This is a genomic window from Streptomyces sp. WAC06614 (genome assembly GCF_003949795.1).
In the GTDB taxonomy this organism is placed as follows: Bacteria; Actinomycetota; Actinomycetes; order Streptomycetales; family Streptomycetaceae; genus Streptomyces.
The window spans coordinates 1-26,741 of the sequence record NZ_RPRY01000073.1 but is presented as its reverse complement, the minus strand read 5'-3'; the positions used below and the strand labels follow the sequence as shown (position 1 = coordinate 26,741).

The following is a 26,741-nucleotide window of genomic DNA, read 5'->3' as shown; positions in this document are numbered from 1 at the left end:
CGGCACGTTCGGGTCCGGCGGATTCGGCACGTTCGGATCCGACCGTCCCGAATCCGCCGGATCCGAACGTGCCGAATCCCCCGCATCCGACCGTGCCGAATCCGCCGGACCCGAACGTGCCGAACCCGCCGGACCCAAACCTCCCGAACCCGCCGGACCCCAACGTCCCCGACCCCCCGGACCCCAACCTGCCGAACCCGCCGGACTCGAACCCCGACGGCAGCAGCGCGGTCCCGGTCGGCTGGGTGGTCGGGCCGAGCCTGCTCGGCGTCGGGCTGCTGGCCGCCGTGGGCGCCGCAATGCTGTCCCACCGTCAGCGCGGGCCGCGCTGGGTGCACGGGCACGTCAGCGCCCGGCTGCGCCCCCACAGCGCGACCACCGCCGTCGACGGCCCGCCCGGTCATGCGGTACGGCTCCAACCGCGAGCGGATCCCGGGGAGCAGACCGTTCAGGAGGAAGAGCCATGACCCGTGCTCCTGCCGCCGCGCCGCTGACCGTCCGGTCCTTCCTGCTGGGCAGGGACGACCGCGGCGCGGACGAAGCCCTGAGCAGGGCGCTGCACGACCAGCACGCCGGGGCCGGGCTCCTCCCGGGGCCGCGCGCCCTGACGAGCGCCGCCGACCGGGCCGTCGAGGTGGAACTGGCCTCCGTCATCGGCGGGCTCCTGGAGCTCGATCTCGTCTCGCTGCTCGCCGCCGGCTGGGTCAAACACCGCGCTCTGCGGGACGCCGCCCTGCGGACCCGCCGGTACCCGGGGAGCGAGGAGCTGGTCGCCCTCACCACGCACAGCATCACGTCCACCCATCACCCGGTGGTGGACGTCCTGGTCGATGGTGTCCCGGCGGCCACCGTCGAGGTGGGCCTCACCGTCGTCTTCGAGATCACCGGGTTCGTCGCGGTCGTCCGCGACGCCCGCCTGGTCGCCGTACGCGCCGGGGAGTGCACGGCCGAGGCGAAGCTCGCCGTCCGGGAGATCCCCGTCGCCTCCAGGCAGGGACGCCTGAACCTGCCGGCGGAACTCCCTCTGCGGTCCCCCGTCGAACTGCTGGCGCACTCCCCGTAGGCAGGCAACCTGTTGCACGGAAAACCATGTCGCTGCCCCCGAGTTGCGGCCCCGATCCGGCGGTGCTGGGCTGGAACAGGGAGGGAATGCGAAGGGATGAGGGAGGCCCCACGATGACACGCAGCTCTTCCGCAGGCATCTCTTCCGCAGGCATCCCACTGCGCCGGTGCAGGGCGCTGTGCGCGCTGGCCGCCGTGACCCTGCCCCTCGCGGCCGCCGTGACCGTCCTCCCGGCAGGGCAGGCCTCCGCCTCGTGCGTCGCCAACCCCTTCGCGGGAACCTGGCGTTCGTCCGACGACCGACTGAGCCGCATCGACCTCTGGCAGGGAGATGACTGCGGCCTTCGCGCCCGGCCCTATTCCACGTGCGAGCGCGACCGGACGAGGGACTGCGCCTGGGACGTCAAGAGGGTCGAGGGCCCGGGCGGGAACTTCCGGTTCGTGAACTACCGATGGAACAACGCGACCGAGGTCCTGCAGATGCGCCTGCAGAACCGGACCCACATGTCGGTGTGGGACCACACCGAGTACACATCGGGCAGGGACGTCACCTTCACCGTGGTGATGAACAAGGATTGACGGCGCGGTCGCCGGCCGCGAAGTCCGCCGACAAGGGCACCTACCGCTTGCCGTAGGTGCCCTGTCGCATGTGAGCCGGGCCCCGGCCGCGTCCTCGTGCGGAGCGCTCAGCGTCGGACGAGAGCGAGCTGTCGGTTCATCTCGGCGAGGAAGCGCACCACCACCTGGAGCTCGTCCGGCGTGAAGTGTGCGCGGGCGGCGTCGGTGCTGTGGGCGAGCGGGCGGAAGTAGTCGCGCGCCACCTGCCGGCCGGCCTGGGCGTAATGGACGTGGACGACGCGGCGGTCGTCGGCGGAGCGGACGCGCTGCACGTGGCCCGCCTTCTCCAGACGGTCCAGGCAGGCGGAGACGGCCCCCGAGGTGAGGTTCATCTGTCTGGCCAGTTGGCCCGGGGTCATGGCGCCCTCGCCGTGCGCCTCCGAGTCCAGGACGGCGATCAGCGCCTGGACGTCGGTGAGGTGGAGGCCCTGAGCCTGGGCGAACTCCTGTGCGATCCGATGGAACTCGGCGTTCATCCGCCGCAAAAGGACCGCGAAGGACTGCAACCCGATCGGGTCGTCGGACGGAAGAGGGGGAGCAGGGCTCTCGGCGTCAGGCATGATCTCAGCATAAGATCTCTCAATCGTTGAGATTCTCCATCGTTGAAGTAAGTGAGGGTGGCAGTGATCAGGACACCGCGCTGGACGCGCTGGGCCGTGCCGCTGGTGCTCGTCCTCGTCTGGCTGGGCATCGGCGGCACGCTCGGCCCGTTCGCCGGGAAGCTGGGCGAGGTCGCCACGAACGACCAGGCGGCGTTCCTGCCGCGCAGCGCCGAGTCGACGAAGGCCCTGGAGGCCCGCAAGGCGTTCGAGGCCTCGGCTCCGGTCCCCGCCATCGTGGTGTGGACCGTGGACGACGGGCGGGTGACGGCCGCCCAGGAGCGGGCCGCCGCGCAGGCCATGGCCGGCCTCGTCGGCCGGACGGGGATCGCAGCCGCTCCGTCACCGGCCGTCGTCTCCCGTGACGGGGAGGCGATCCAGGCCGTGGTGCCGCTGGCCGCGGAGCTCGGCGACGCGCTGCCCGAGGTCCTGGACCAGGTGCGCGGCGCGGCGGGAGCGGTGCCGGGGACCGAGGTGCGGATCGCCGGGCCGGCGGCGACCCAGAAGGACCTCGTCGCCGCGTTCGCCGGTATCGACGGACTGTTGCTGGGGGTGGCCCTGGGGGCGGTGCTGCTGATCCTGCTCCTGGTCTACCGCAGTGTGCTGCTCCCCTTCGTGATCATCGTCGGTGCCGTCCTCGCGCTCGGCCTGGCGTGCGCGGTGGTCTACGTACTGGCCGACCGCGACGTGGTGCGGGTGGACGGGCAGATCCAGGGGATCCTGTCGATCCTGGTGATCGGGGCTGCGACCGACTACGCGCTGCTGCTGGCCGCCCGGTTCCGGGAAGAACTCGTCGCCCGCGGCGACCGGATCCGGGCCGCGCTGGCCGCCGTGCGCCGCTCCGCCGGAGCGATCGTCGCGAGTGCCGCCACCGTGGCCCTGGGACTGCTGGCGCTGCTGGCGAGCGACCTGACGAACAACCGGGCCCTCGGCCCGGTCGGGGCGATCGGCATCGTCTGCGCCGTCCTGACGACGCTGACCTTCCTGCCCGCCGTCCTGGTGCTGCTGGGCCGGGCCGCCTACTGGCCGGCGACCCCCGGTCCGGCCGACGCCGGCGACGGCGGGCACCGGGTGTGGCAGCGCGTCGCCGCCGTGATCGACCGGGCCCCGCGCCGGGTGTGGCTCTCCACCGGCGTCCTCCTCCTGATGCTCGCCGCCTTCTCACCCGCCCTGTCGTCCAAGGGCGTGCCCCTGGACGAGATCTTCGTCAACGACGCCCCCTCGGTCAGCGCCCAGCAGGCCCTGGCCCGGCACTTCCCCGCAGGGTCGGGCAATCCGGCCGTGATCATCGCCGACGCCGAACGGGCCGCCGAGGTCCAGGAGACCGCCCGGCGGACCGAAGGGGTGGCCTCCGTGCGTCCCCTCACCGCCGACGCCCGCTCCGGAGCGGGCGCACCGCTGGTCGTGGACGGCCGGGTCCGCCTGGACGCCACCCTCGAAGCGACCGCGGACAGCGACGCCGCCAAGGAGACGGTGCACCGGCTGCGCGAGCGTCTGCACGCGGTGCCCGGAGCCGACGCACTCGTCGGCGGCTACACGGCGCAGCAGTACGACACCCAGCAGACCTCGGCACGTGACCGGACGGTCATCGTCCCCGTCGTCCTGTGCATCATCCTGCTCATCCTGGTCGGTCTGCTGCGCTCGGTCCTCGTCCCGGTCCTGCTGGTGGCCACCGTCGCCCTCAACTTCCTGGCCACGCTCGGCGTCTGCGCACTGCTCTTCGAGCACGTCCTGGGCTTCAGCGGGACGGACGCCTCCGTCCCGCTGTACGGATTCGTCTTCCTCGTCGCCCTCGGCGTCGACTACAACATCTTCCTGATGTCCCGCGTGCGTGAGGAGTCGCTGCGCCACGGCACCCGCCAGGGCGTCCTGCGCGGCCTGATCAGCACGGGCGGGGTGATCACCTCCGCCGGCGTGGTCCTCGCCGCGACGTTCGCGGCCCTGATGGTGATCCCGCTGGCGTTCATGGTCCAGATCGCGTTCATCGTCGCCTTCGGTGTGCTGCTGGACACGCTGGTCGTCCGGTCCCTGCTGGTACCGGCCCTGGTCATCGACATCGGCCCGCGCGGCTGGTGGCCCAGCGCACTGGCCCGGCCGGCGGCCGCGACCGGCACGGAGCAGCCGACCGGAATCCCCGTACGAACCGAGTGATCCTGAGGACAAGACGTCGGCCGGGACCCGGGAAACGGGCGGCCACAGGAACGGAGGCAGCCGTGGACAGCACGACGCAAGGACAGCAGGCGCCGCTGCGCTGCCTGGTCACCGGTGCGAGCGGATACATCGGCGGCCGCCTGGTGCCCGAACTCCTGAAGGCCGGCCATCGGGTCCGCTGCCTCGCCCGTTCACCCGAACGGCTGCGTGACCACCCCTGGGCCGGTCGCGTCGAAACCGTCCGCGGGGACGTCACCGACGCGGCCGGCACCACCGCCGCCCTGCGGGACATCGACGTCGCCTACTACCTCGTCCACTCCCTCAACACCGGCCCGCGCTTCGAGGAACGCGACCGGGAGGCGGCCCGTACCTTCACCGAGGCGGCCCGGGCCGCCGGCGTGCGCCGCATCGTCTACCTCGGCGGCCTCGTCCCCGCCGACGCACCCGCGGACACCCTCTCCCCGCACCTGCGCTCCCGCGCCGAGGTCGGCCAGATCTTCCTGGACGGGCCGGTCCCCGCCACGGTGCTGCGCGCCGCCGTGGTCATCGGGTCGGGCTCCGCCTCCTTCGAGATGCTGCGCTACCTCACCGAACGGCTCCCCGCCATGGTCACCCCGAGCTGGGTCGGCACCCGCGTCCAGCCCATCGCCGTCCGCGACGTCCTGCGCTACCTCGTCGGCAGCGCCCACATGCCCCCAGAGGTCAACCGGACCTTCGACATCGGCGGGCCGGACATCATGACCTACGAGCAGATGATGCGCCGCTACGCCGAGGTCGCCAAGCTGCGGCCACGGCTGATCCTGCGGGTGCCCATGCTCACCCCACGGCTGTCCAGCCTGTGGATCGGCCTGGTCACCCCGGTCCCCCGGGCCCTGGCCAGGCCCCTGGCCGAGTCGCTGCGCCACGAGGTGGTCTGCCACGACCGCGACATCACGACGTACGTCCCCGACGTGCCGGGACACCCCATCGGCTTCGACCGCTCCCTGGAACTGGCGCTCCAGCGGGTCCGCGAGGCCAACGTCACCACCCGCTGGTCCAACGCGTCCCTGCCGGGCGCGCCCAGCGACCCGCTGCCCACCGACCCCGACTGGGCGGGCGGCAGCCTCTACACCGACCACCGGTCCCGGGAGAGCTCCGCGGGCCCGCGCGAGCTGTGGCACATCATCGAGGGCATCGGCGGCGAGAACGGCTGGTACTCCGCCCCGCTCGCCTGGGCGGTGCGCGGCTGGCTCGACCGGCTGGTCGGCGGCGCCGGCATCCGCCGCGGCCGCCGCGACGCCACCCGGCTGCGGGTCGGCGACTCCCTGGACTTCTGGCGGGTGGAGGAGATCGAACCGGGCCGCCTGCTCCGGCTCCGCGCGGAGATGCGCCTGCCCGGCCTCGCCTGGCTCGAAATGTACGTCGACCCGCACGGCAGCGGCTCCCGCTACCGGCAGCGGGCCCTGTTCCACCCGCGCGGCCTGCTCGGCCACCTCTACTGGTGGAGCGTGTCCCCGTTCCACGCCGTGGTCTTCGGCGGCATGGCCCGCAACATCACCCGCGCCGCGGAACACCTCACGGACGGCGCCCCGCCGCCCCCGGAACCCGCCCGGGGGCACGGCCCTAAGGCGACGACGCATGGCCGGTGACGGCGCCGACCGCGACGGCCCGCGCGAGACGCCCTCCGCGTGGACGGTGTCGCCCGACGGGGGCCGTCCCGACGGACGTGTCTGCTCCCACCTGCGGACACTGCCGGACGCGGCGCGGTCACCCGAACGGGTGTGCGCCCCGTGCCGCGTCCGCGGCTGGGGCTGGGTCCGGCTGAGGTGGTGCGCCACGTGCGGGCACGTCGGGTGCTGCGACAGCTCCCGGGGCCGCCACGCCCACGCCCACCACGAGGAGACCGGCCACCCCGTGGCCCTGTCCCTGGCCCCCGACGAGTCCTGGGCCTGGTGCTTCGTCGACGAGGTGTTCCTCGTCCGGGCGCCCTGACGCGGATCCTCGTACGACGGAGCTACGGGCCCCCCGAGGGAGCTACGGGCTACGGAGCGAGGTCGGCGAGCACCTCCCGGGCCGCCTTCGCCCCCGAGGCGAGCGCCCCCTGGAGGGAGCCCGTCGCGCGGTGGTCCCCGCAGGCGTAGCGGCCCGGGGCGATGCGGGTGGTCCGGGTGAGCGGCAGCGGCGGTGGCATGGCGGGCAGGGCGTCCCGCACCGTGACGCGATGGACCGGCTCCCAGGTCGCGGTGTCCGTTCCGTACGCCTCGGCGAGGGCGGCGAGGACGGCGGCCTCCTCCGCCGGCGTCGGGGCGCCGAGCACCGAGGTCGACACCAGGGCCCGGCCGTCGGCCGCGTAGCCGGGCTGGACCTCGGTGAGGACACAGGAGTTCAGGAACCTGCGCCGGGCGTCGACCAGCAGGGTGGGTTCCGGCAGGGGAGAGCGCTCGACCGCGTGGTAGAGCGTCGTCACGGTGCGCCCCTGGGGCGGCCGGAGGCCGGGCAGCAGGCGGGCCGCCGCGGGGGCCCCGGTGGCGACGACCACGGCGCGCGCCGGCAGCTCCTCCTCGCCGAGCACCACGCCCGTGGACGTGAGCGCGGAGACCGGCGACGACGTGCGCAGCACCGCCCCGGGCAGGCCCGCCGCGAGCTGGGCCGGCACGGCGCCGATGCCGTCGCGGGGCAGACAGAGCGTGCCGCGCAGCATGCTCCGCCACACCAGGTGGAAGAAGCGGGCCGAGGTCTCCAGGGAGTCCTCCAGGAAGACACCCGACAGGAAGGGCCGCAGGACCGTCTCCACGAAGTCCTCGGAGAACCCCGCCTCGGCCAGTGCCGTCCGGGTGGTGACGTCGGGCCGGGCCCGCAGGAGGGAAGCGGGGGCGAGCAGGGCACGGGCCGACAGGGCGCCGAACGCGAGGACGTCGCGCGGGGCGACGCGGCCGCCCCGGAGGAGACCGATGCCGTCGCGGGGACGCCGGGTGGGATCGGCGAGCCGGATCCGGCCGGCGTCGGTGTGTACCAGGACCCCGGGGGTGAACGGCCGCAGGAACAGGCCGGGCAGGTCCAGACGGCGCTTGACCTGCGGATAGCTGGTGTTGAACACCTGGAAGCCCCGGTCGGCGGTGAAGCCCGCGACCCGGTCGGTGCGGATACGACCGCCCACCGTGTCCTCGGCCTCCACCAGGCGCACCCGCAGGCCCGCCGCCACCAGGTCCGCGGCGCACGCCAGCCCGGCGGCCCCCGCTCCGACGACCACGACATCGTGCCGTTCGTCCCGTGTCCCGGCCATGAACGCCCCGCACTCCTCGAACGACTCTTGCGGCCAGGCTACGCACGCCCGCCCGGCACCGACGCAGGGCGCGCCGCATCCGGGCTGCGGTCGGTGCGGCAGTGGCTCGGAGCACCGGCGTGGGCGGCCTTGGAGCGGGGCAAGTACGCTGCGGCCATGAGCGACTCCATGCCCTCCGCCCTGACTCCCTCCGAGGCTCTCGACCTGCTGCTCGCCGGCAACGACCGCTTCACCGCGGGGACGCCCGAGCACCCCAACCAGGACGCCCTGCGGCGCGCCGAGACGGCACCGCTCCAGAAGCCGTTCGCGGTCCTGTTCGGCTGTTCGGACTCGCGCCTGGCGGCCGAGATCATCTTCGACCGCGGTCTCGGCGACCTGTTCGTGGTCCGCACGGCCGGCCACGTGGCAGGAGCCGAGGTCCTCGGCAGCATCGAGTACGCCGTCAGCGTGCTGGACTGCCCGCTGGTGGTCGTGCTGGGCCACGACTCGTGCGGCGCGGTCGCCGCCACCCGCGCGGCCCTGAGCGACGGCGTCAGTGCCACCGGGTACGTCCGCGACGTCATCGAGCGCGTGACGTCCAGCGTCCTGGCCGCCCAGGCCGCCGGACTCACGGGGGACGACGACATCATCGCCGAGCACATACGGCACACCGTCGACCTCCTCCTGGACCGCTCCCGTGTACTGGCCGACCAGGTCGCGACGGGCCGCACCGCCGTGGTGGGCCTGTCGTACCGGCTGGCCGACGGCAGCGCCCGGCTGGTCACCGCCCGAGGGCTGCCCACGCCGGTGGCCTGAGCGTCGGCCGTGGCCGGGACTCACGAGGTCATCGCCCGGGGCAGCGTCACGGCGACGTCGTCCGCGAGCCGGTCCACCTCGCGGCGCAGGAACGGCTCGGCCAGCCGCGCCAGGCCCTTGAAGCGGAAGGTCGCACCGTAGACCAGCCGGGTCGACGCTCCGGACACCTCGGTGAAGCGCAGGTCGTCCGTGACGTGGACCCGGCTGTTCTCGCCGACGAACACCAGATGGTCCCGTGCCCGGATGTCCAGCCGGTACGAGACCTCGCTCGTGCGCCCCCGGAAGCGTGAGGTGTTGCGCCACCGTGCCCCCGGTCGCACGGGGCCCTCGTCGAGGCGGACGCACGCCACGGTGGCGGGATCCCACTCCCGCGCACGGGTGAAGTCCGCGAGATGGTCCACCACCTGGTCCATCGGTCGCCGAACGACCATGGTGCGCACCACTCGAATCATGTCGTCTCCTCCGTCGGTGGGTTCTGTCGCTGGGTTCCGTCGGTGTTTTCGTCTGCTGCACGAGACTTCCGGCGATCTCCGTCCTGCGGATGCGCGGCCCCCGCCTCGTAGAATGGGGGGCATGTCCGAAGCGGTGCTGGGTGTCTCGACGGGCGTGGTGGCACGTCGGCTCGGCGTCTCACCCACCACGGTCCGGTCCTGGGAACTGCGGTACGGAATCGGTCCGGCCGTCCGTGAAGGCGGCCGCCACCGGCGGTGGATGCCGGAGGACGTCGCGATGCTGGAGGAGATGTGCCGCCTCACCTCCTCCGGCGTCCCGCCGGCCGAGGCCGCCCGCGCCGCGGCGGCCACGCGCCGCCGGCCGGCAGGGGAGCCCCGTACCGCGAACCGGGCGCCGCTGAGCCGGGAGACGGCCCCGCCGCCGGGTGGCCCGCGGCCGGCCCGTCAGCCCGGTTCGGGCAACGGGCTGCCCCTCGGTGACGTACGTCAGGAGTGCCGCGGGCTCGCGCGTGCCGCCGTACGGCTCGACAGTCCGGCCATGGAAGCCCTGCTGCGGCAGGCCATCGAGGACCACGGCCTGGTGACCGCGTGGGAGGAAGTGATGGCGCCGACGCTGCACGCGGTCGGCCGCAAATGGGAGTCGACGGACGACCGGTACGTCGAGGTGGAACACCTGTTGTCCTGGCACGTGTCGACCGCGCTGCGGCGCGCCCCGGCCACCGCGCCCCCGGTCCCGCCCCACCTGCCCCCGGTCGTGCTGGCCTGCCTGCCGGGGGAGCAGCACACCCTGCCCCTGGAAGCGCTGGCGGCGGGACTGGCCGAGCGCGGGCTCCCGGCCCGGATGTTCGGCGCGGCCGTGCCCACGGAAGCCCTGCAGGCGGCGGTGCGCCGCTCGGGCCCTGCGGCGGTGGTGCTGTGGTCGCAGTCCCGCTCGACGGCGGACGCCGCCCTGGCCCGGCACGTGGCGGCCACGGCGTTCGGCCTCAAGGGGGCCCGTACCGCGCCCGTCGTCCTGCTCGCGGGACCCGGCTGGCCCGTGCAGGCGGCGGCGTCGGCGGGCATGATGCGGCCGCGCGGGCTGCGCGAAGCGCTGGACGCGCTCGGCGGCCTCTACCGGGAGCCGGCCGGTCCCCCGGCAGGGGACGGGCGGCCGGCCGGCGCCACCGACGAGGTCCCCGCGGGGCGGTGACCCTCGTCAACGGGGCCGGCCCGCAGGGCGCGGGACGCGCGGGGGCCGCGGCAGGAAGCCGCTGGTGCGGGCCTGGTAGTCGGCGTACCCGGGGCGGCCGGCCATATGGGCCTCCAGCAGACGTTTGCCGCTGCCCTTGATGAGCAGGGCGCTCATCACGAGCGGCGAGACGACCGTGACGGCCGCGGTCTGCCAGGTGGCGCAGGCCGTGAGGTACAGGCCCCACCAGACGAGGAAGTCGCCGAAGTAGTTCGGGTGGCGGGTCCACGCCCACAGGCCGCGGTCCATGATGCGGCCCTTGTTCGCGGGATCGGCCTTGAACCGGGCGAGCTGGTGGTCCCCGAGCGCCTCGAAGAACAGCCCGGCCGCCCACAGCGCGAGCCCCAGCAGCGCGGTCGCCCCCAGGGGTTGCGGCAGGAGTACGGCGGCCTGCACCGGAAGGGACACCAGCCAGACCAGGGCGCCCTGGAGGAGGTAGACGATGCGCAGCGCGTACAGCGCCGGGCTGCCCGGCGCCCGGGCGAGCATGCGGGCGTACCTCGGGTCCTCCCCGTGGCCCCGCCCGCGACGGGCGATGTGCACGGCGAGCCGGAGCCCCCACACGACGGTGGCGGCGGCCACGGCGGTCCGCCTGACCGGGTCGCCGTACCCGGCCGACAGGCACCAGGCGACGACGGCGACGGCCGCGAACGCCACGCCCCAGGCCACGTCGACGATCCGGTGCACCCCCTTGACCAGGGCGAGGGCGAAGGTCACCAGCATCACGGCGAGCGCCGTACCGGCCGAGGCGGCCAGCAGGGTGACGAAGGCTCCGGTGTCCACGGCCGTCATCGGAGCATCCCGTCCTCGGCGGGGCCGCCGGAGCCGGTGAGCACGACGTGCCGGACGTCGAGGTACCGGGAGCGGAAGCCGGCCTCGGAGTAGGCGAGGTAGAGCTCCCACATCCGCCGGAAGGTGTGGTCGAAACCGAGTGCGGTCACCTCGTCGGACGCGTGGCGGAACCGCTCGCGCCACAGCCGCAGCGTTTCCGCGTAGTGCGCGCCGTAGCCGGTGTCCTCGACGAGGCGCAGGCCGGCCGCCGCACTCTCCCGGGCGATGGCCTCCCGGGACGGGATGAGCCCGCCGGGGAACACGTACTTGCTGATCCAGGTGTGGGTGCGGGCGGTGTTCAGCATCCGCTCGTGCGGCATGGTGATGGCCTGGAGCGCGACCCGGCCGCCGGGGGCCAGCAGGCGGCGCAGCGCGCCGAAGTACGCCGGCCAGTACGCGGCTCCCACGGCCTCGATCATCTCGACGCTGACCACGGCGTCGTAGGTGCCGTCGACGCGACGGTAGTCGCACAGTTCGACGGTGACCCGGTCGGCGACCCCGGCGTCCGCGATGCGTCCGAGGGCGAGCGCGCGTTGCTCCTGCGAGAGCGTGACGGTCCGGACGTGGGCGCCGCGCCGGGCGGCCCGGACGGCGAGTTCGCCCCAGCCCGTGCCGATCTCCAGGAGCCGGGTGCCCGCCCCGCACCCGGCCAGGTCGAGGAGCCGGTCGATCTTGCGGTGCTGCGCCGCCGCCAGTTGGGAGGCCTCGGCGGGCAAGGAGGGGAAGAGGGCGGAGGAGTAGGTGAGGGTGGGGTCGAGGAAGGTGGCGAAGAGGTCGTTGGACAGGTCGTAGTGCCGGTGGATGTTGCGGCGGGCTCCTTCGAGGGTGTTGAGGTCCGAGGAAGGCCTGCGCCGGACCCAGGCGCCCCGCAGACGGCGCAGCGGCCGCGGGACGAGGTCGTCCACGTGGCGGGCGAGGACGGTCAGCACCCCGACGAGGTCGTCGCTGTCCCATTCGCCCGCCATGTAGGACTCGCCGAAACCGATCAGACCGTCCGCGCCGATCCGGCGGTAGAACGCTTCCGGGTCGCGCAGGATCAGAACGGGCAGGTCGCCGCCGGTCGGGTTCCGGTGCTGCGGGGGCACGAGGGTGGCGGGGTCGGCGATCCGTACCTGCAACGGCAGGCGGTGGAAGGCGTGTTCCACGAGCCGGCGGGCGAGGGACGTGCGCAGGGCCGAGGCCCGGGGCAGGCGGGCGACGTCCGGCCAGAGCGCGGCGTCCACCAGGTGTCGGCCGGCGAGCGTCTGGCCGCGGGGCGTGGGAGGCAGGGTGAGAGTCACGGTATGTCTTCCTGGACGCGAGGGGCCGGGCGGGTCGGCCGGGGCTGAACGGGGAGGCCTTTGAGGTAGAGGCGGATTCCGTGCAGGCGAATGCCGAGCGACACCCCTGCGGTGGACCACGGGTGGCGCAGGACGGCGGCGAGCAGCGTGCGGACGCCGGCAGGGCGGTGGGTGCCGCGGACGGTGGCGGTCAGGGGGACGGATCCGTCGCCGTGGCGGAGCTGGACGGTGAGGTCGAGACGGTCGCCCGGCAGCGGCAGCCGCATCCGGTAGCGTCCCTCGACGCCGAAGAACGGGGAGACGTAGAACTCCTTGGGCACCTCGTCACGGCCATGGCCGTCGGGACGCAGCAGGTAGCAGTGGCGTCGGCCGTAGGTGTTGTGCACCTCGGCGACGGCGCAGACGAGGCGGCCGGAGCGGTCGTGGCACCAGTACAGGGTCAGGGGGTTGAAGACGTGTCCCAGCACCCGTGCGTGGGCCAGCATCAGGACCCGCCCGTCCGCACCGTGCACCCCTCGGGACGCGAGGTAGGCGTCGAGACCGGCGCGCAGGCTGGGAGCGTCGCCCCCGAAGTGGTCCCGCGCGTCGAACCGGGCGAGCGGCCGCAGGAGACGGGGCAGCACCGGGAGCCGGTCGAGGTCGACCAGCCACAGGTAGGTACGGTGCCGGAGCGTGTACGTGACGGGCGCGAGGCGGGTGTGCCGCACCTCGGTCGCGTAGAGGGCGGGGACGCGGGGCGCCGTCCGGTGCGATGCCGTACGGGCGGGAGCGGAGGTCACCAGATCACCCCGAGGGCTCTGGCCGCCGCCACGCCCGAGCGGCAGCCGTCCTCGTGGAACCCCCAGCCGTGGTAGGCGCCCGCGTAGACGGTGACGCGGTCGTTCAGCGCGGGCAGCAGGCGCTGCGCCGCCACGGATGCGGGCGTGTGGACGGGGTGTTCGTAGGTCATCCGGGCCAGGACCTCGGCCTCGTCGATCCGGTCCCCGGGGTTGAGCGTGACGATGTGCGGCGCACTCCCCGCAAGCCGTTGCAGCCGGTTCATGTCGTAGCTGACCTGGACGGATCCGGGACGGGCCGAGCAGGAGGGCAGCCAGTAGTTCCACGAGGCCCGGGCGTGCGCGCCACGGGGCAGGAGGGTGGCGTCCCGGTGCAGTACGGTCGGGTTGCGCGAGTAGGTGAAGGCGCCGAGGACGCGGCGCTCCTGCTCCGTGGGGTCTGCCAGCAGGCGCAGCGCCTGGTCGGGATGGACGGCGACGACCACGGCCGCGTGGTCGGCCGACTCGCCGTCCTGGGTGACCAGGCGCACCCCGGCGGCTCCGCGGACGATGGTGCGGACGGGCGTCGCCGTACGGACCGAGGACAGGGGCTTGGCGGCCCGGTCGACGTAGGCCTTGGACCCTCCGGTGACGGTTTTCCACTGCGGGGATCCGGTGACCGCCAGCAGCCCGTGGTGGTCGAGGAAGCGGAAGAGGTGGACGGCCGGGTACCGCAGTGCGGTGTCGGGCGCGCAGGACCAGACCGCCGCGACCAGGGGGACCGCGAAGTGGCTGACGAAATAGGGAGAGAAGCGGTGGTCGCGCAGGAAGTCGCCCAGGGTGCGGGTGGTGTCGCCGGCGACCAGCGCGCGGCGGGCGGCGCGGTGGAACCGGGGCACCTCGGCGAGCATCAGCAGATGGCGCCCGCGCAGCAGGTTGCCGCCCCCCAGGAGCCCGCGCGGGCCGCGTGCGCCGGCGTACTCCAGCCCGCAGCCGTCGCACCGGACCGACATGCTCATCTCGGAGTCCTGCGTCGTCACGCCGAGCTCGCGGAACAGCCGCAGGAGGTGGGGGTAGGTCCGCTCGTTGTGGACGATGAACCCCGTGTCCACGCTGACGGTTCCGCCGCCCGCGGGTGACGGCACCTCGTGCGTGTGCGCGTGGCCGCCGAGGCGTCCGTCCGCCTCGTAGAGGACCACGTCATGGGTGCGGGACATGATGTACGCGGCCGTCAGCCCGGACACCCCTGCCCCCACCACCGCAATGCTCGGTCGGTCCAACCTCTCCACCCCCTGCTCGCGGAGGCCGGGAACGCCGTCCCCGGCCTCCTGCCACATCGGACTATTCGGTGCTGTGTGCCGCCCGGACCGGTGGGCCCGAGCGGTCCTGCGCGTCGGCCGAGGCCACGCGCAGCCTGAGCCGCTGCATGCCCCGGCGGGCGTGGCTCTTGACGGTGCCGAGCGGCATCCCCGTACGGTCGGCGATCTCGACCTGGGTGAGATCGCCGAAGTAGGCGAGCGCCAGCACCTCCCGCTGGAGCCGGGGAAGACGGGCGAGTTCCTCCGTCACCACGACCCGGTCGACGACCTGTTCGGAGCCCGCGACCGTGCCGTCGAAGACGTCCCGGGTCGCGGCCGCCACGAGTTCCCGACGCCGGGTCCGCGCGCTCAACGCGTCCGCCGTCTTGCGCCGGGTGATCCCCAGCAGCCACGCCGGCAGGGCGCCGCGGTCGGGCCGGAAGCCCGACCGGCCGCGCCAGGCCGCGAGGAAGACCTGCTGGGTGACGTCCTCCGCCTCCCGCGCATCGCCCAGGGCGCGCACGGCGTAGGTGTGGACCAGCCGGCTCCAGCGCTCATGGGCCAGGGGGAGCCACCGCTCGTCCCCCTCGGCCAGCAGGGAGGCGATCACCGGGTCGGGGACCGACTCGTTCCGCCGTGCGGCGGCACCGGCAGCCGATCGGCACGGGCTCTCGCGGTGTGCCAGGGGTGCGGTCATGACGCCTCCTTCTGCGGCCCGAGGGGATGCGATCAGCTTCGAGGGACGACCAGGGTCGAATCAACTCGCATCGGTTCTGCATCGAATCTGTCGAGGCGGGGTGCCGGGGCCCGCCGGTCCCGCCCGGCCCGCCGGAGCCCGCCGGTCCGCCGGGGTCAGTCGAGCCGGCGGCCGGCGCGGAAGCGGGCCAGGCCGTCCTGGAGGCCGATCAGCGGATCCGGGTAGTCGTAGGCCGCCCGCTCACGCTCGGGCAGACGCCAGGGCTCGTGGACCGCTGCGCCCTCCACCCCGGCGAGCTCCGGGACCCAGCGCCGGACGTAGCGGCCGTCCGGGTCGTAGCGCCTGCCCTGCAGCACCGGGTTGAGGACGCGGTTGGGCCGGGAGTCCGTGCCGGTGCCGGCCATCCATTGCCAGTTGAGCTGGTTGTTGGCGACATCGCCGTCGACCAGGAGGCTCAGGAAATGACGGGCGCCCGCCCGCCAGTCGATGTAGAGCGTCTTGGTCAGGAACGAGGCGGTGACGAGCCGGCCCCTGTTGTGCATCCATCCCTCATGGGCGAGTTGCCGCATGGCGGCGTCGACGATCGGGTACCCCGTCCTGCCCTCCTGCCAGGCACGCAGGTCCGCCTCCGCCTCCCGTCCCCGCCGCCAGCGGTCCTCGCGGGAGCGGTAGTCCTGCCTGGCGGTCTCGGGGCGCGCCGCGAGCACCTGCTGGTGGAAGTCCCTCCAGCAGAGCTGGCGGATGAACGCCGCCGCGCCCACGCCCCCGTGCCGGCGGGCCTGGTGCACGATCTCGCCCGCGGACAGCGTTCCGAAGTGCAGGTGCGCCGAGAGCTTGGAGGTGGCGTCCCCCGCGAGGTCGTCGTGGAGTTCCTCGTAGGTGTCGACATGGCGCGACAGCCAGGACTGCAGTTGCTTGCGGCCTTCGCCCTCGCCTCCGGCGGCCAGCCCTTCCGACACGCCGGACACGGCCGCACGGCCCGGCACCTCCTCCGACCGCAGCCCGGCCGGAACCCGCAGCACCTGCGGAGCGGGCCAGGGACCGCGCAGCGGTTCGGCGAGCCAGCGCCTGAAGTAGGGGGTGAACACGGCGAAGTGGTCGGACCCTTGAGGCGTGACGCTGCCCGGAGGTACGACGGTGCCCACCGTCTCGTGGACGTAGAGCCGGCACCCTGCCGTCTCCAGGGCGTGCCGCAGCCGTGCTTCCCGCGCCCGGGCGAACACCGAGTACCCGGCCGCCATGTGGACCTCGTCGGCGTCCGCCTGGCGCACCGCCCGGCACACCTCCGCCACCGTCTCGCCCGTACGCACGACCAGCCGGCCGCCGCGGTCCCGTAGCGACCGGTCGAGGTCGGTCAGGCAGTCCGCGAGGAACGCCAGCCGGTTGGGCGCGGCGAAACCGGCCCGGTCCACGGCGGGATCACGCACGAACAGCGGCACGACCTCCCGCCCGCTCTCCAGAGCGGCCCGCAGCGGCGGATGGTCGTGCACCCGCAGGTCGGAGGTGAAGAGGACGACGGAGACAGTCATGGGCCACTTCCAGCGGTCGGCCGCCGGCCGCCCCGTGCGGCGGCGCGGTCGGCAGGTCAGGGATACCTGTGCCGACCCTTCCGCCGCACGCACCCCGGCGGATGCGCCCCCGGGAAGCTGAGCCGTCCGCAGGACGCGGAGGCGGGTGTCCGCCTACCCTTCCTGAGGGGAGTCGAGGGGCGGCGGGTGGGGGAGGAGTCGCGTGTCGGCCGAGAGCGTCCGCGTCATCCTGGTCGAGTACTACGTCACCGAGCACGGCATCCGCATCTTCGGGATCCTTCCCGAGGCGGAGACGCCGCAGATCCGTACGGTCGCGCTGACCCGAGCGGACCTGAGGGCCTCGGCCAACGCCTTCTACGCCCTCGTGCGCGGTGAGCGGTTCCGCATGGCCGACCACCTCGCGGGGGAGGCACTGCGGGCGCTGGTGCGGCCGATCGAGGAATGGGCCGCACCCGGCGACGTCGTCCATCTCGTCCCCCACGACGCGCTGCACCGGCTGCCGCTCCATGCCGTCCCCCTGGGCGGCGCGCCGCTCGCCGACCGGAACCCCGTCGTCCTGACACCCAGCGCATCCGTCCTGCGGTACTGCTGGTCCCAGCGGAAGGCGACGCGCTCCTCGGTGCTGGTCGTGGCCGCGCCGCCCGCCGATCCGCCGATGACGTTCGCGCACACCCAGGCCACCGCGGTGAGCCGGCTGTTCGGGGAGCCCGAGGTGCTCGTCGGTGCCCGGGCGTCCCGCGCGGCGCTGCTGGAGCGGCTGCGCGCGGGCAACGAGTCCCCCGACGTCCTGCACTTCACCGCCCACGGCGTGTTCGAGCCGGACGATCCGATGCGTTCCGGTGTCGAACTGGCCGACGGCCGGCTCACGGCCGAAGACATCCTCGGCCTGTCCCTCGCCGTCGACCTGGTGGTGCTCGGCTCGTGCGAGAGCGGCCTGAGCAAGCGGCGTCCCGGCGACGAACTGCTCGGGCTCACCCGGGCCCTGCTCTACGCGGGGGCGGCGTCCACGCTGGTGTCGCTGTGGCGGGTCGACGAACTGTCCACCGGACTGCTGCTGACCCGTTTCTACGAGGAGCTGCGCGCAGGCAGCAGCAAGGCGGAGTCGCTGCGGCGTGCCCAGCGGTGGCTGCGCGGCCTCACCCACGCCGACGTCCTGCGCCATGCCCAGGAGGTCCGGTCCGCACCGGCGCACGGCTCCCCCCTCGGAGCGGCGCTCCTCCTGGAGGAGGCCCGGCTGCTCGCCCGCGCCGGTGACGTCGGGGCGGCCCTACGGGTCTACGACGCGCTGTCCGCCGACCGTGGCCTGGCCGAGGGGCTGCGCACCGCCGCCCGGGTCCGGGCGGCCCAGGTGCGGCTCGCCCGGCCGCTCCTCCAGCGCCGCTCGGGGGAGGAGAAGGCCTTCCCCGATCCGTACCACTGGGCGCCCTTCGTGCTGACGGGAGACTGGTGCTGATGACCTCCGGCCGTACGGTGTCCGACCTCATGACCACCGACGTCACCACCGCGCACACGGAGCCCGCGCACACGGAGCCCGCGCACACGGAGCCCGCGCACACGGAGCCCGCGCACACCGAGCCCGACGGCCCGGACCGCACCGGCCGTCCCGTGGTCCTGCTGGACGGCGCGGGCCACCCGTGCGCGCTGATCGGACCCGACGGCCCGCAGCCGGTCCTCGTGGTCTCCGCACGGTCCGACATCGGCGTACTGCTCAGCTCCGCCGACGTCCTCGACGCGCTGGACGGGCCGGCCGGGATCGCCGGGTTGGTGGTGGTCCGGGCGGGAACCGTCGTGGGGGTCGTGCCGAGGGACGCGCTGCGCGAGGAGGCCGTCCGACTGCTGGAGTCCGCAGGACCCCAGCTCGGCATCGACTCCGATCCGCTGGGACGGCCGACCGATCTGCCCGACCCCGTCCGCATCAGGTGCACCACCTGCGGCGAGGACAACACGTTCGAGTACTACGTCCCCTGGAAGGCGTACACCTGTCAGAAGGGCGCCCACCGCCTGGTGCCCCCGTCCCGGCGCGGCGGCACGTGATGGGCGTCCTCGACGCGGCCGCCGGGGCCCTCGGACCGCGCACCCTGCGCGCCGTGTTCGTCCCCGTCCTCGGATTCCTCACCGCTCTCGGCGCCCTGGTCGTGGCGGGCGTCGGCTGGTCGGCGACCGTACGGTGGTGGGCGGCCCTGGACGGCTCGGCGCGGCTGGCCCTCGCGGGCGTGCTGCTGCTGGCGGCCCTCCTGCTCAGCCAGATCGTCACGACGCAGCGCACGGCGTTGGTCCGCCTTCTGGAGGGCTACTGGCCGCGACTCCCGCAGGCCTTCACCGACCGCGGCCGGCGCCGCCAGGCCGCCATCCACCGCGGGTTGCGCAGCGACGACCCCCGCTGGCACCTCTACCCCCGCGACGGCCGGCTGCTGCTGCCGACCACCCTCGGCAACGTCATGCGCGGCGCGGAGCAGTACAGCACCGACCGGTACGCGATCCGGGCGGTGATCGCCTGGCCCCGGCTGTACCCCACGCTCCCCGAACCGTTCCAGCACACGCTCGGCGTCGCCCTCGGCGAGCTGGAACTCGCCGTGACCCTGTGCGCCCTGGGCGTGGCCTTCGCCCTGACGGGCAGCGGCATCGCGGTCTGGCTGCTGCCCTGGTACGCCGTGGTCCTGTGCTGGTGGGGCGGATTCCTGGTGGCCTGGCTCGCCTACCTCGCGGCCGTCGGGGCGGCAGAGGCGTACGGCCGGCTGGTGCGGACGGCCTTCGACGTCCACCGGTGGTCGCTGGTGGAGGCGATGGGCCTGCGCCGCCCCGCCCACCACGAGGACGAACCCGCCTTGTGGCAGGCCCTGGACCGGCTGTGGATCAGGGGCGCGGTGCATTCCGACGAGTCCGCCCTCCTCGACCACGCGATCCCGGGGGAATCGCCGCCTCCACCGAGGCAGCCCCTGGCGCAGCCGGACCACACCGAGCGGGAACCCGACGCCCCACCGGACGACACCCCGGACGACACCCCGGACGGCAGCGCCGCCGGGGGCGGCCTTTCGACGGTCTCCAGGAGGCGGTGGCCCATGGTCGTCCTGGTCCTGGGACTGGTGCTCGGCGGCGGGACGGCCGCCGCCCGGGCCTGGACGGAACCGACCACCGCGCAGCGCTCCGTGCCGCCCTACCGGCCCCTGGCCCTCGCCGACCTCCACGGGGACCACGCGCGCGACCTCGTCGGCCGCTACCCGCTGCGCCGCCTGGCCGCCGGGCAGGCCGTGCCCACCGACCTGCTCGGCCCCCGGCTCGCCGACGGGGCACTCGACGGCAGGACGGTCCTGCCGGTCCCGCTCGCCGAGGGGCACCTGCTCGCGGACACGGTCCGGCGCGGGGACCGGGTCACCCTCGTCGGGTCAGCCGGCACGTCCGTCCCCGACGTGCTCGTCCTGGACTTCCGGGGCGACACCGTGATCGTCGCGGTCGTCCGGGCCCGTGCCACCGACCTCCTCGCCGGCAGCGGACCCCTGCGCGTCCTGCCCGGCTGAGCCGGCGTCGACGAGCAGCGTCCGCACCTGGGCGAAGGTGAGCGGCGTCCCCCGGCGCAGCGCCACGTACTCGGCTGCCCGTCCACCGTGGTCGGCCAGCGCGTCCCACACGGCCAGCTGCCGGTCCCGGGCCAGCCGCCGGGCCCGCAGCGGTCCGGCCCTGTCGACCGCCATCCGCATGCGCCGCGCCTCCACCCGCAGGCTCCGCTCGGCCGTCGCCTCCCTGGCGAGCTGCCACACCAGCTCCAGCGCCTCCTCGTCCAGGCCGGCCGCCGTCAGGCGCTCCATCGTCGCGAAGAGCTCACGCTGCGCCTCGGTCGCCGTGTCCACCGCCGTCGCCCAGGCCAGGCCGGGCGACCAGCCGTCCTCGTCGTCCGGGGGCGTGCCGGGATACCGGTGCGGAGCCAGGTACGCCCGGCCGATGCGGGCCCTGCTGCGTCCGACCTCCTCGGCCGCGCGCTCCCTGCGGATCATCGCGGCCACGACGTCGTCCAGTCCGTCGAGCTCGGGCCGGGGCACCCGCTCCCCGAGCAGATTGACCAGCTCCCGCGACCGGGCCCGCTCCACCAGGTCGAACGCCCTCACCCCGTCGCCCGCCCCGTCGACCAGCAGGCCCACCACGTCCTCGTACAACGGCTCCGTGGTCGACGCGTAGGCGATCCGGGCGTCACCGCCCAGCATGTGGGTGCGGTCGTCGTCCCTGAGCGCGATGGCCTGCTCCAGGCAGGCCAGCCGGCGCGGATCGCCAGGGGCGAACACCTCGCCGCTCAGCTCCAGCAGTTCCGCCGCCACGGCCCCCAGTCCCCGCCGGGCCAGCCTCAGGGCCGTGCGGTACAGGATGTCCGCGCCGCGTTCCGGGTCGCCGGAACGCAGCTGCGCCACGCCCGAGCGGATCGCCCGTCGGCCGGGCACGTCGAGCATCCCGTCCACCACGCCGCTCACGAACGCCCGGATCCGGGCGTTGCCCGGGACCTGTTCCCGGATCATCTCGGCGCCCCGCGTGAACACGTCCAGGTCGCTCGGCGAGGACGGGAAGCGCCCGCCGATGCCGGCAGCGGTGATCGTGACCGTGTCGCGCAGCTGATGGATCTTCTCGGCGCCGGCGCGTTCCGGATGGAAGGGGACGCGGCTCATCCGGTCCACGAAGGAGTCGAGCCGGGGATCGCCGCGCACATGGAGGAAGCTGCCCACCTCGATCAGCATCCGGGCGCGCAGCGCGGGAACGACGTGCGGGCTCAGCAGGGCGTCCTGGAGCGGGTCGAGCCCGTCCAGGCCGATGTCGAGACCGGCGAGCCAGGCGTCCTTGGCGATCTGGACGCGGATGTTCGGCAGTCCCGCCCTCCGGCACAGCTCGGCGGCGTCCCGCAGGGCCCGCTGCCCGTCCTCGGGACAGCCGTGCAACAGGTACGTGTACCCCAGCGTGGTCAGGCAGTTGATCCGGCAGGCCCGGTGCTCCAGCCGGACCTCGCGCGGGGCGCCCTCGTCCGGTGCGGTCAGGTTGAGCAGCCGCACCGCCTTGTCGCTCCAGTGGACCGACAGTTCCACCGGGCGCACCGTACCGCCCAGGAAGTTCTCCCAGTGCTCGGGCGCAGGAGGGATGAACGTGCCCTGCGAGATCCGCGCGGCGGATTCGTTGAGCACCTGGACCAGGGTGAGGTCGAGCGTGCCGCCGCGGCCGTGCGTGGCGTCGTACCGCCAGGCCTTGTGCAGCCACTCCTCGTCCCCCTGGTTCGTGTACCGCATGAACAACGAAGCGTCGAGCCGGTACAGCAGGACGCAGGGCCGTTTCATGAACAGGGCCAGGAACAGCACGTGCAGGGCGATCGCGAAGGCCAGGGGCCCCGCCGGGCCCGCGGTGCCGGGACGGACCGTCAGGGCCAGCGCACCGAGCCAGGCGGGGAGCAGCAGGAAGCCGTAGGCCGCGCCGAACACGGTCCGGTGACGCCCCTGCGGGGGACCGGTGATCGAGACGAACGCCCGCTCGCAGAACCGGGTGCACACGGTCAGGGCCACGCTGAGCGCCCCGGTCACCAGGAGGTAGCCGGCGAGCACCTCGGAGAGCGGTTCCCGGCCCAGCCCGGCGACGGCCTCGCCCACCGGGCTCAGCGCCAGCAACGCGGCGCCGGTGACCCACGCGAGTGCGGAGACCTCGACCTCCATCCGCCGGTAACGGCTCAGGCTGCGGGTGGCCCTGAGGAACTGCTGGTGCATGAGGCCGACCAGCCCCAGGACCGCCAGCGACGACAGCGCCGGCTCCCGCGCCCACAGCACCAGCGGCACCACGAGCGCGCCGTGGGCGAGCCACCGCACCAGCCGCGGCAGGCGATGTCCCGGCTCGTCCAGCCCGTACCCGGTGATGACGAGCACGACCTCACCGGTCCGCCGGCTGCTCACCGCTTCGGCCAGCGACCACTGCACGATGCCGAACACCAGCACCAGGGGCACGAACCACCACAGCACGGCGGTCGGCGCAACGCCCTGCAGCAGCAACCCCGCGCCACCGCCGAGCCCACAGGCCAGACTGCCGGCGCCACCGACCGCCGCGCCCCACAGCACCAGGAGCGTCAGCGTCCACGGGCCGCCCGCGGTGAGCCCGGCGTAGGTGTCGGCCAGTCCCCAGCCGACACCACCCCAGAGGAGCAGTCGGGCGGGCCGCCGCAGCGGATCGGCGCGTACGAACCGGACGACCAACGAAAACCACGATGCGTCACCCACGGGCCCTCACCGGGTAGAAGGGGCTGTCGTACGCCGTTCAGGTGCGCAGGGGAAGCAGATTCGCGCCACTTCTCATCGTAGGCACCGGCCCCCGTTGATCGTGCGGAATCGGCCGATCGGCGAAGCCCCGGCCCGCTACCGCCGCCGGTCCGCCAGCACCTCCGACGACGCGTCCCGCTGCTGCGGCACGGGCGGGTGGGACGACGGCGCCGGGGCCGCCCCGTCGTGCTGGAGGGAGACCGTGCGGGTGGGCGCGGGGATCGAGATGCCCTCCGCACGGTAGCGCTGGTGCAGGCGCTTGATGAACTCGTGCTTGATCCGGTACTGGTCGCTGAACTCGCCGACGCCGAGGATCACCGTGAAGTTGATCCGGGAGTCCGCGAAGGTGTGGAAGCGGACGGCGCCCTCGTGGTCGGGCACGCCACCGGTGATGTCGGCCATCACGCTGTCGACCACGTCGAGGGTGACCTTCTCCACGTGCTCCAGGTCGCTGTCGTATCCGACCCCGACCTGCACCAGGATCGACAGCTTCTGCTCGGGCTGGGAGAAGTTCGTCATGTTCGTCCGCGCCAGGCGGCCGTTGGGGATGATCACCAGGTTGTTCGACAGGTTGCGCACCACGCTGTTGCGCCAGTTGATGTCGACGACGTAGCCCTCCTCACCGCTGGTGAGCCGGATGTAGTCGCCCGGCTGGACCGTCTTCGAGGCGAGGATGTGCACACCGGCGAAGAGATTGGCGAGGGTGTCCTGCAACGCCAGCGCGACGGCCAGACCGCCCACCCCGAGGGCGGTGACCAGCGGGGCGATGGACACCCCGAGCGTCTCCAGGGCCACCAGGACCCCCATGGTCAGCACCACGACCCGGGTGATGTTGACGAAGATGCTCGCCGACGCCGCCACGCCCGTCCGGGACGCGGCCACCGACTGCACCAGCCCGGCCACCACCCGGGCCGCGCTGAGCGTCGCGATGACGATGAGGACGGCGGTCAGCGACTGGTCGACCAACCGCCCGATGCGCGCGGTGAGCGGCAGCGCCGAAGCGGCCACGGCGACCCCGGCGATCACGGCCGCCCAGGGGACGACGGTGCGCAGCGCGTCGACGATGATGTCGTCGCCGCTCCACCTGGTCCTGCTCGCGTGCTTGCCCAGCCACTTCATCAGCGCCCGCAGCACCAGACCGGCCAGAGCGCCGGAGCCCAGCGCGATGCCGGCCACCACCCAGTCGTGCAGCACGAGGTCCCGGGTCACCGCCCCGCCCCCGCGGACCGCAGGACGAGCGAACGGGCGGCCGCCACCGGCCGCCGTATGTGCTGTGTAGTCACCTTGTCACCTGTCAGATCGTGTCGTGCGCAGCCTCGTTGGAACGGATGTACGCATTCCGAACGCACCGTCATCCTCGCGCATCCGCACGCACGCCCACGACACGACCCCCGCCGCCCCGACCCCCACGGCCGAGTACGGCTTCGCGCGCGCCCCGTCCCTACGAGGCCGTGAGGAACGCACGCAGGTCCACGATCCCGTACCCCTCCTCCACGGCCGCGTCGATGATCCGCGGCAAGGCCTGGGCGTCCAGCACCACCCCGTCGTCCGCGCTGCTCCCGACGTGCATCTGCAGGACGGCCCCCGGCCCCAGCGAGCCCACCGCCCTGCGGACCACCGCGTCGACGGTCATGCCGCCGGCCGGCCCCAGGTAGCCGTTCGTGTCGTTGGTGAACTCGATCGCCGCGTACCCCAGGTCGTTGACGTCGGCGACCGCGTCCTGCGTCGTGGAGCTGTACGGGAACCGGAAGAACGGCAGCGGCTCGACCCCGGACGCCGTACGGATCGCCGCGTCCGCCGCGCGGACCTCCCGCGCCCGTTCACGTGTGCTCAGGTCGTCGAAGTAGGGGTGGCTGTACGAGTGGTTGCCCAGCCCGTGCCCGGCCTCGGCCATGGCCCGTACGGCTGCCGGGTGGGCCTCGGCGTACCTCCCCGTCGGGAAGAACGTGGCGGGCACCTTCCGCCGGCGCAGCTCCGCCAGGACCGCGTCGAGTCCGCTCTCGTCCCACGCGGCGTTGAAGGTGAGCGCCACCACCTCGCGGGAGGTGGGCAACCGCCGGATCTCCTGCCCGAGCAGCGAGGCCGCCGGCCGAGGGCCCGCCAGGGGTCCCCCCTCCCGCTCCCGTCCGGCCGCCACGGCCACCGCACCCCGGCCGGACGTCGCCCCCGCAGCCAACAGCCCCGCCACCACGACCCGTCGTCCCACATCCACCGCACGCACTCCCTCGAACCCCGCACCGCCCCGCGCGGCACTCCCACGAGTGTGCGAGCGCAGCCCGGGAGAGCCCGGCCGAGCCGTGCCGAGCACCCGGGTGATCCGGCCGTCCTGGACGGGGACGTGGGTCAGGCCGTCTCCAGGAAGCTGTCCAGGGCGGTGAGCAACTGCGTGACGTCCTGATCGGTGGTGTGCAGGTGCGGGCTGACACGGATCGCCGAGCCGCGCGGGCCGGTGAACACGCCCGCCTCCTCCAGGGCCTTCGCCAGACGCTTCTGCAGGTCGCCGGGAACGGTGAGGCCGAGCATGTGCGGCCCGCGCGGCGCGGTGACGGACAGCCCCCGCGTGCCGGCGGCCGCGGCGATGCGGTCGGTGACCGTCGCGAGCGTGGCCGCGACACGGGCGACCGTCCACTGCGTCAGCTGTTCCAGGGCGGCCACGGCCATCGGCGTGAGCTCGAACGCCGTACGCTGCCCCACGTCGAAGCGGCGGGCCCCGGGCGCGTAGTCGCTGCGGTAGTCGACGAGCCGGGCGAAGTCCTCCGCACCCCGGCGCTGGATCCAGTTCTCCTCCAGCGGCCGCCCTTCCTGCCGTGCCGGAGCCACGTACAGGTAGCCCAGGCCGAAGGGGCCGAGCAGCCACTTGTAGCCGACCGTCACCAGGAAGTCCGGCCGCAGGGAGCCCACGTCGAGCGGCATGGCGCCCGCGGACTGACTGGCGTCGACCACGAGCGCGGCACCGGCCGACCGCGCCGCCGCGGCGATCGCGTCCAGGTCCAGCAGCGCACCGTCCGTCCAGTGCACCTGGGGCACCGACACCACGGCCACGCGTGCGTCGACCGCGGCCAGGACGGCCTCCGTCCAGCTCTGCCCCGGCTGACGCCGGACCGTGAGCAGACGAGCCCCCGTGGCCTCGGCGAACCGCCACCACGTGTAGATCCCGGACGGGTACTCGTCGGCGAGCACCAGGACGCGGCTCCCGGCGGCCGCGGTCAGGTTCGCCGCGGCGACCGCCATGCCGTAGCTCGTCGCCGGCACCAGCGCGACATCGTCCGCCGTGGCCCCGATCAGCGCCGCGAACAGCTCCCGGCGCCGCTCCGCCGCCGTGAACCAGTCGGCGGCCCGGATCCGCCACGGCTGGGCCCGCCACTCCAGGGCCGCCCTGCCGGCCGCCAGGCCGGCGCGCAGGGTCGGCGCCAGACTGGCCGTGTTGAAGTAGGCGATGCCTTCCGGTACGTCGAACAGCTCGCGGGCCGGAGGGAGCGGCGCGGGGCCGGCGGACGGTCTCATGGCGGCGAAGGCCTTTCGGTTCGTAGCTGTCCGACCTGGTCAGACGGCCATGCTGGGCGGCTCGGCGGGCACGGACCGGCGACGATCGAGGGAGTCCCCGTTCTGTCACCCGTCCGGGGGCTCCGACGTCCCGCCCCCGGTCCGAAAGCGGTCCGTTCGGCGCCCAGGCGGGTGATGTCCACCGAGCCGGCGCCGGGGGCCGGCCGTGGCACGAAGGCCCACAACGCGGCGAGGGCGAGGAGGGTGGGACAGAGGGCGGCTGCGCCACGGCGGGCGTCGACCTGCGCACCCTCGTCAGCAAGACCCTCCGCCTGCACGACGGCACGCTGACCGCCGCCGACGCCCCCGGCTCCGGAGCCGTCTTCACCCTCACCCTCCCGCTCGACCCCACCCCGCCGGAACCCCGATGAC

At 73.9% G+C, this 26,741-nt stretch carries 23 protein-coding genes; 10 read left to right on the top strand and 13 right to left on the bottom strand.

Annotated elements, in window-relative coordinates:
- The first annotated feature begins 92 nt into the window (after nucleotides 1-92).
- From EF918_RS12915 to EF918_RS12905, 3 genes are all read left to right on the top strand, one after another.
- The gene (locus EF918_RS12915) at nucleotides 93-467 is read left to right on the top strand and encodes a hypothetical protein (RefSeq protein ID WP_125644999.1); all 375 of its coding nucleotides are present in this window, start codon (nucleotides 93-95) and stop codon (nucleotides 465-467) included.
- Nucleotides 464-1,063 carry a hypothetical protein gene (locus tag EF918_RS12910; protein WP_125644997.1) on the top strand — a complete coding sequence of 200 codons (600 nt, stop codon included), beginning with the start codon at nucleotides 464-466 and terminating at the stop codon, nucleotides 1,061-1,063. Before EF918_RS12915 ends, EF918_RS12910 begins: the two co-directional genes overlap by 4 nt.
- Nucleotides 1,064-1,257: 194 nt before the next feature.
- Nucleotides 1,258-1,641 (top strand): hypothetical protein, encoded by a 384-nt coding sequence (locus EF918_RS12905; RefSeq protein WP_125644995.1) that lies wholly within the window; start codon nucleotides 1,258-1,260, stop codon nucleotides 1,639-1,641.
- 107 nt (nucleotides 1,642-1,748) lie between these two features.
- Here the strand turns inward: EF918_RS12905 and EF918_RS12900 are convergent, their stop codons facing one another.
- Nucleotides 1,749-2,240 carry a MarR family winged helix-turn-helix transcriptional regulator gene (locus EF918_RS12900; RefSeq protein WP_185921728.1) on the bottom strand — a complete coding sequence of 164 codons (492 nt, stop codon included), beginning with the start codon at nucleotides 2,238-2,240 and terminating at the stop codon, nucleotides 1,749-1,751.
- Between the two features lie 66 nt (nucleotides 2,241-2,306).
- Here EF918_RS12900 and EF918_RS12895 point away from each other — a divergent pair, with 66 nt between their 5' ends.
- From EF918_RS12895 to EF918_RS39045, 3 genes are all read left to right on the top strand, one after another.
- Nucleotides 2,307-4,430, top strand: coding sequence for an MMPL family transporter (locus EF918_RS12895; protein WP_260610136.1), 2,124 nt, complete (start codon nucleotides 2,307-2,309; stop codon nucleotides 4,428-4,430).
- A gap of 62 nt (nucleotides 4,431-4,492) precedes the next feature.
- Nucleotides 4,493-6,058, top strand: a complete 1,566-nt coding sequence (locus tag EF918_RS12890; protein ID WP_125644993.1) for an SDR family oxidoreductase — start codon at nucleotides 4,493-4,495, stop codon at nucleotides 6,056-6,058.
- Nucleotides 6,048-6,401 carry a UBP-type zinc finger domain-containing protein gene (locus EF918_RS39045; RefSeq protein WP_125644991.1) on the top strand — a complete coding sequence of 118 codons (354 nt, stop codon included), beginning with the start codon at nucleotides 6,048-6,050 and terminating at the stop codon, nucleotides 6,399-6,401. The genes EF918_RS12890 and EF918_RS39045 overlap by 11 nt, the downstream gene beginning before the upstream one ends.
- A 49-nt stretch (nucleotides 6,402-6,450) precedes the next feature.
- On the opposite strand, the gene EF918_RS12880 is transcribed toward EF918_RS39045, so the two are convergent.
- A complete protein-coding gene (locus EF918_RS12880) occupies nucleotides 6,451-7,692 on the bottom strand; it encodes an NAD(P)/FAD-dependent oxidoreductase (protein WP_125644989.1) in 1,242 nt (413 codons plus the stop codon).
- A gap of 156 nt (nucleotides 7,693-7,848) precedes the next feature.
- On the opposite strand from EF918_RS12880, the gene EF918_RS12875 reads away from it, so the two are divergent.
- The gene (locus tag EF918_RS12875; RefSeq protein ID WP_125644987.1) at nucleotides 7,849-8,487 is read left to right on the top strand and encodes a carbonic anhydrase; all 639 of its coding nucleotides are present in this window, start codon (nucleotides 7,849-7,851) and stop codon (nucleotides 8,485-8,487) included.
- Between the two features lie 20 nt (nucleotides 8,488-8,507).
- Here EF918_RS12875 and EF918_RS12870 read toward each other — a convergent pair whose 3' ends face one another.
- Nucleotides 8,508-8,939 (bottom strand): SRPBCC family protein, encoded by a 432-nt coding sequence (locus EF918_RS12870; protein ID WP_125644985.1) that lies wholly within the window; start codon nucleotides 8,937-8,939, stop codon nucleotides 8,508-8,510.
- 121 nt (nucleotides 8,940-9,060) lie between these two features.
- On the opposite strand from EF918_RS12870, the gene EF918_RS12865 reads away from it, so the two are divergent.
- Nucleotides 9,061-10,128 carry a MerR family transcriptional regulator gene (locus EF918_RS12865; protein ID WP_185921727.1) on the top strand — a complete coding sequence of 356 codons (1,068 nt, stop codon included), beginning with the start codon at nucleotides 9,061-9,063 and terminating at the stop codon, nucleotides 10,126-10,128.
- 6 nt (nucleotides 10,129-10,134) lie between these two features.
- On the opposite strand, the gene EF918_RS12860 is transcribed toward EF918_RS12865, so the two are convergent.
- The 6 genes from EF918_RS12860 to EF918_RS12835 all read right to left on the bottom strand — a co-directional run bounded on the left by EF918_RS12860 (nucleotide 10,135) and on the right by EF918_RS12835 (nucleotide 16,557).
- Nucleotides 10,135-10,959 (bottom strand): DUF1295 domain-containing protein, encoded by an 825-nt coding sequence (locus tag EF918_RS12860; protein ID WP_125644981.1) that lies wholly within the window; start codon nucleotides 10,957-10,959, stop codon nucleotides 10,135-10,137.
- A complete protein-coding gene (locus EF918_RS12855) occupies nucleotides 10,956-12,266 on the bottom strand; it encodes a cyclopropane-fatty-acyl-phospholipid synthase family protein (protein WP_260610134.1) in 1,311 nt (436 codons plus the stop codon). Before EF918_RS12855 ends, EF918_RS12860 begins: the two co-directional genes overlap by 4 nt.
- Nucleotides 12,267-12,274: 8 nt before the next feature.
- Nucleotides 12,275-13,057, bottom strand: coding sequence for a DUF1365 domain-containing protein (locus EF918_RS12850; protein ID WP_221889710.1), 783 nt, complete (start codon nucleotides 13,055-13,057; stop codon nucleotides 12,275-12,277).
- Nucleotides 13,054-14,313 carry an NAD(P)/FAD-dependent oxidoreductase gene (locus tag EF918_RS12845; RefSeq protein WP_260610132.1) on the bottom strand — a complete coding sequence of 420 codons (1,260 nt, stop codon included), beginning with the start codon at nucleotides 14,311-14,313 and terminating at the stop codon, nucleotides 13,054-13,056. Before EF918_RS12845 ends, EF918_RS12850 begins: the two co-directional genes overlap by 4 nt.
- Before the next feature lie 61 nt (nucleotides 14,314-14,374).
- Nucleotides 14,375-15,028, bottom strand: a complete 654-nt coding sequence (locus tag EF918_RS12840; RefSeq protein WP_125644975.1) for an RNA polymerase sigma factor — start codon at nucleotides 15,026-15,028, stop codon at nucleotides 14,375-14,377.
- A gap of 155 nt (nucleotides 15,029-15,183) precedes the next feature.
- Nucleotides 15,184-16,557, bottom strand: a complete 1,374-nt coding sequence (locus EF918_RS12835; RefSeq protein WP_125644973.1) for a deoxyribodipyrimidine photo-lyase — start codon at nucleotides 16,555-16,557, stop codon at nucleotides 15,184-15,186.
- A gap of 202 nt (nucleotides 16,558-16,759) precedes the next feature.
- Here EF918_RS12835 and EF918_RS12830 point away from each other — a divergent pair, with 202 nt between their 5' ends.
- Entirely contained in the window at nucleotides 16,760-18,010 is a 1,251-nt protein-coding gene (locus EF918_RS12830) for a CHAT domain-containing protein (RefSeq protein WP_125644971.1), read from the top strand.
- A complete protein-coding gene (locus EF918_RS12825; RefSeq protein ID WP_125644969.1) occupies nucleotides 18,010-18,591 on the top strand; it encodes a hypothetical protein in 582 nt (193 codons plus the stop codon). Before EF918_RS12830 ends, EF918_RS12825 begins: the two co-directional genes overlap by 1 nt.
- Nucleotides 18,592-19,940: 1,349 nt before the next feature.
- Here the strand turns inward: EF918_RS12825 and EF918_RS12820 are convergent.
- The 4 genes from EF918_RS12820 to EF918_RS12805 form a co-directional block, all read right to left on the bottom strand.
- Nucleotides 19,941-22,787: a hypothetical protein gene (locus tag EF918_RS12820; RefSeq protein WP_125644967.1), complete on the bottom strand. Its 2,847-nt coding sequence runs from the start codon at nucleotides 22,785-22,787 to the stop codon at nucleotides 19,941-19,943.
- 135 nt (nucleotides 22,788-22,922) lie between these two features.
- Complete coding sequence (locus EF918_RS12815; RefSeq protein ID WP_125644965.1) at nucleotides 22,923-24,035, bottom strand: mechanosensitive ion channel family protein; 1,113 nt, start codon at nucleotides 24,033-24,035, stop codon at nucleotides 22,923-22,925.
- Nucleotides 24,036-24,267: 232 nt separating this feature from the next.
- The gene (locus EF918_RS12810) at nucleotides 24,268-25,038 is read right to left on the bottom strand and encodes a polysaccharide deacetylase family protein (protein WP_260610130.1); all 771 of its coding nucleotides are present in this window, start codon (nucleotides 25,036-25,038) and stop codon (nucleotides 24,268-24,270) included.
- A gap of 131 nt (nucleotides 25,039-25,169) precedes the next feature.
- A complete protein-coding gene (locus EF918_RS12805; protein WP_125644963.1) occupies nucleotides 25,170-26,330 on the bottom strand; it encodes an aminotransferase class V-fold PLP-dependent enzyme in 1,161 nt (386 codons plus the stop codon).
- Nucleotides 26,331-26,741 lie beyond the last annotated feature (411 nt).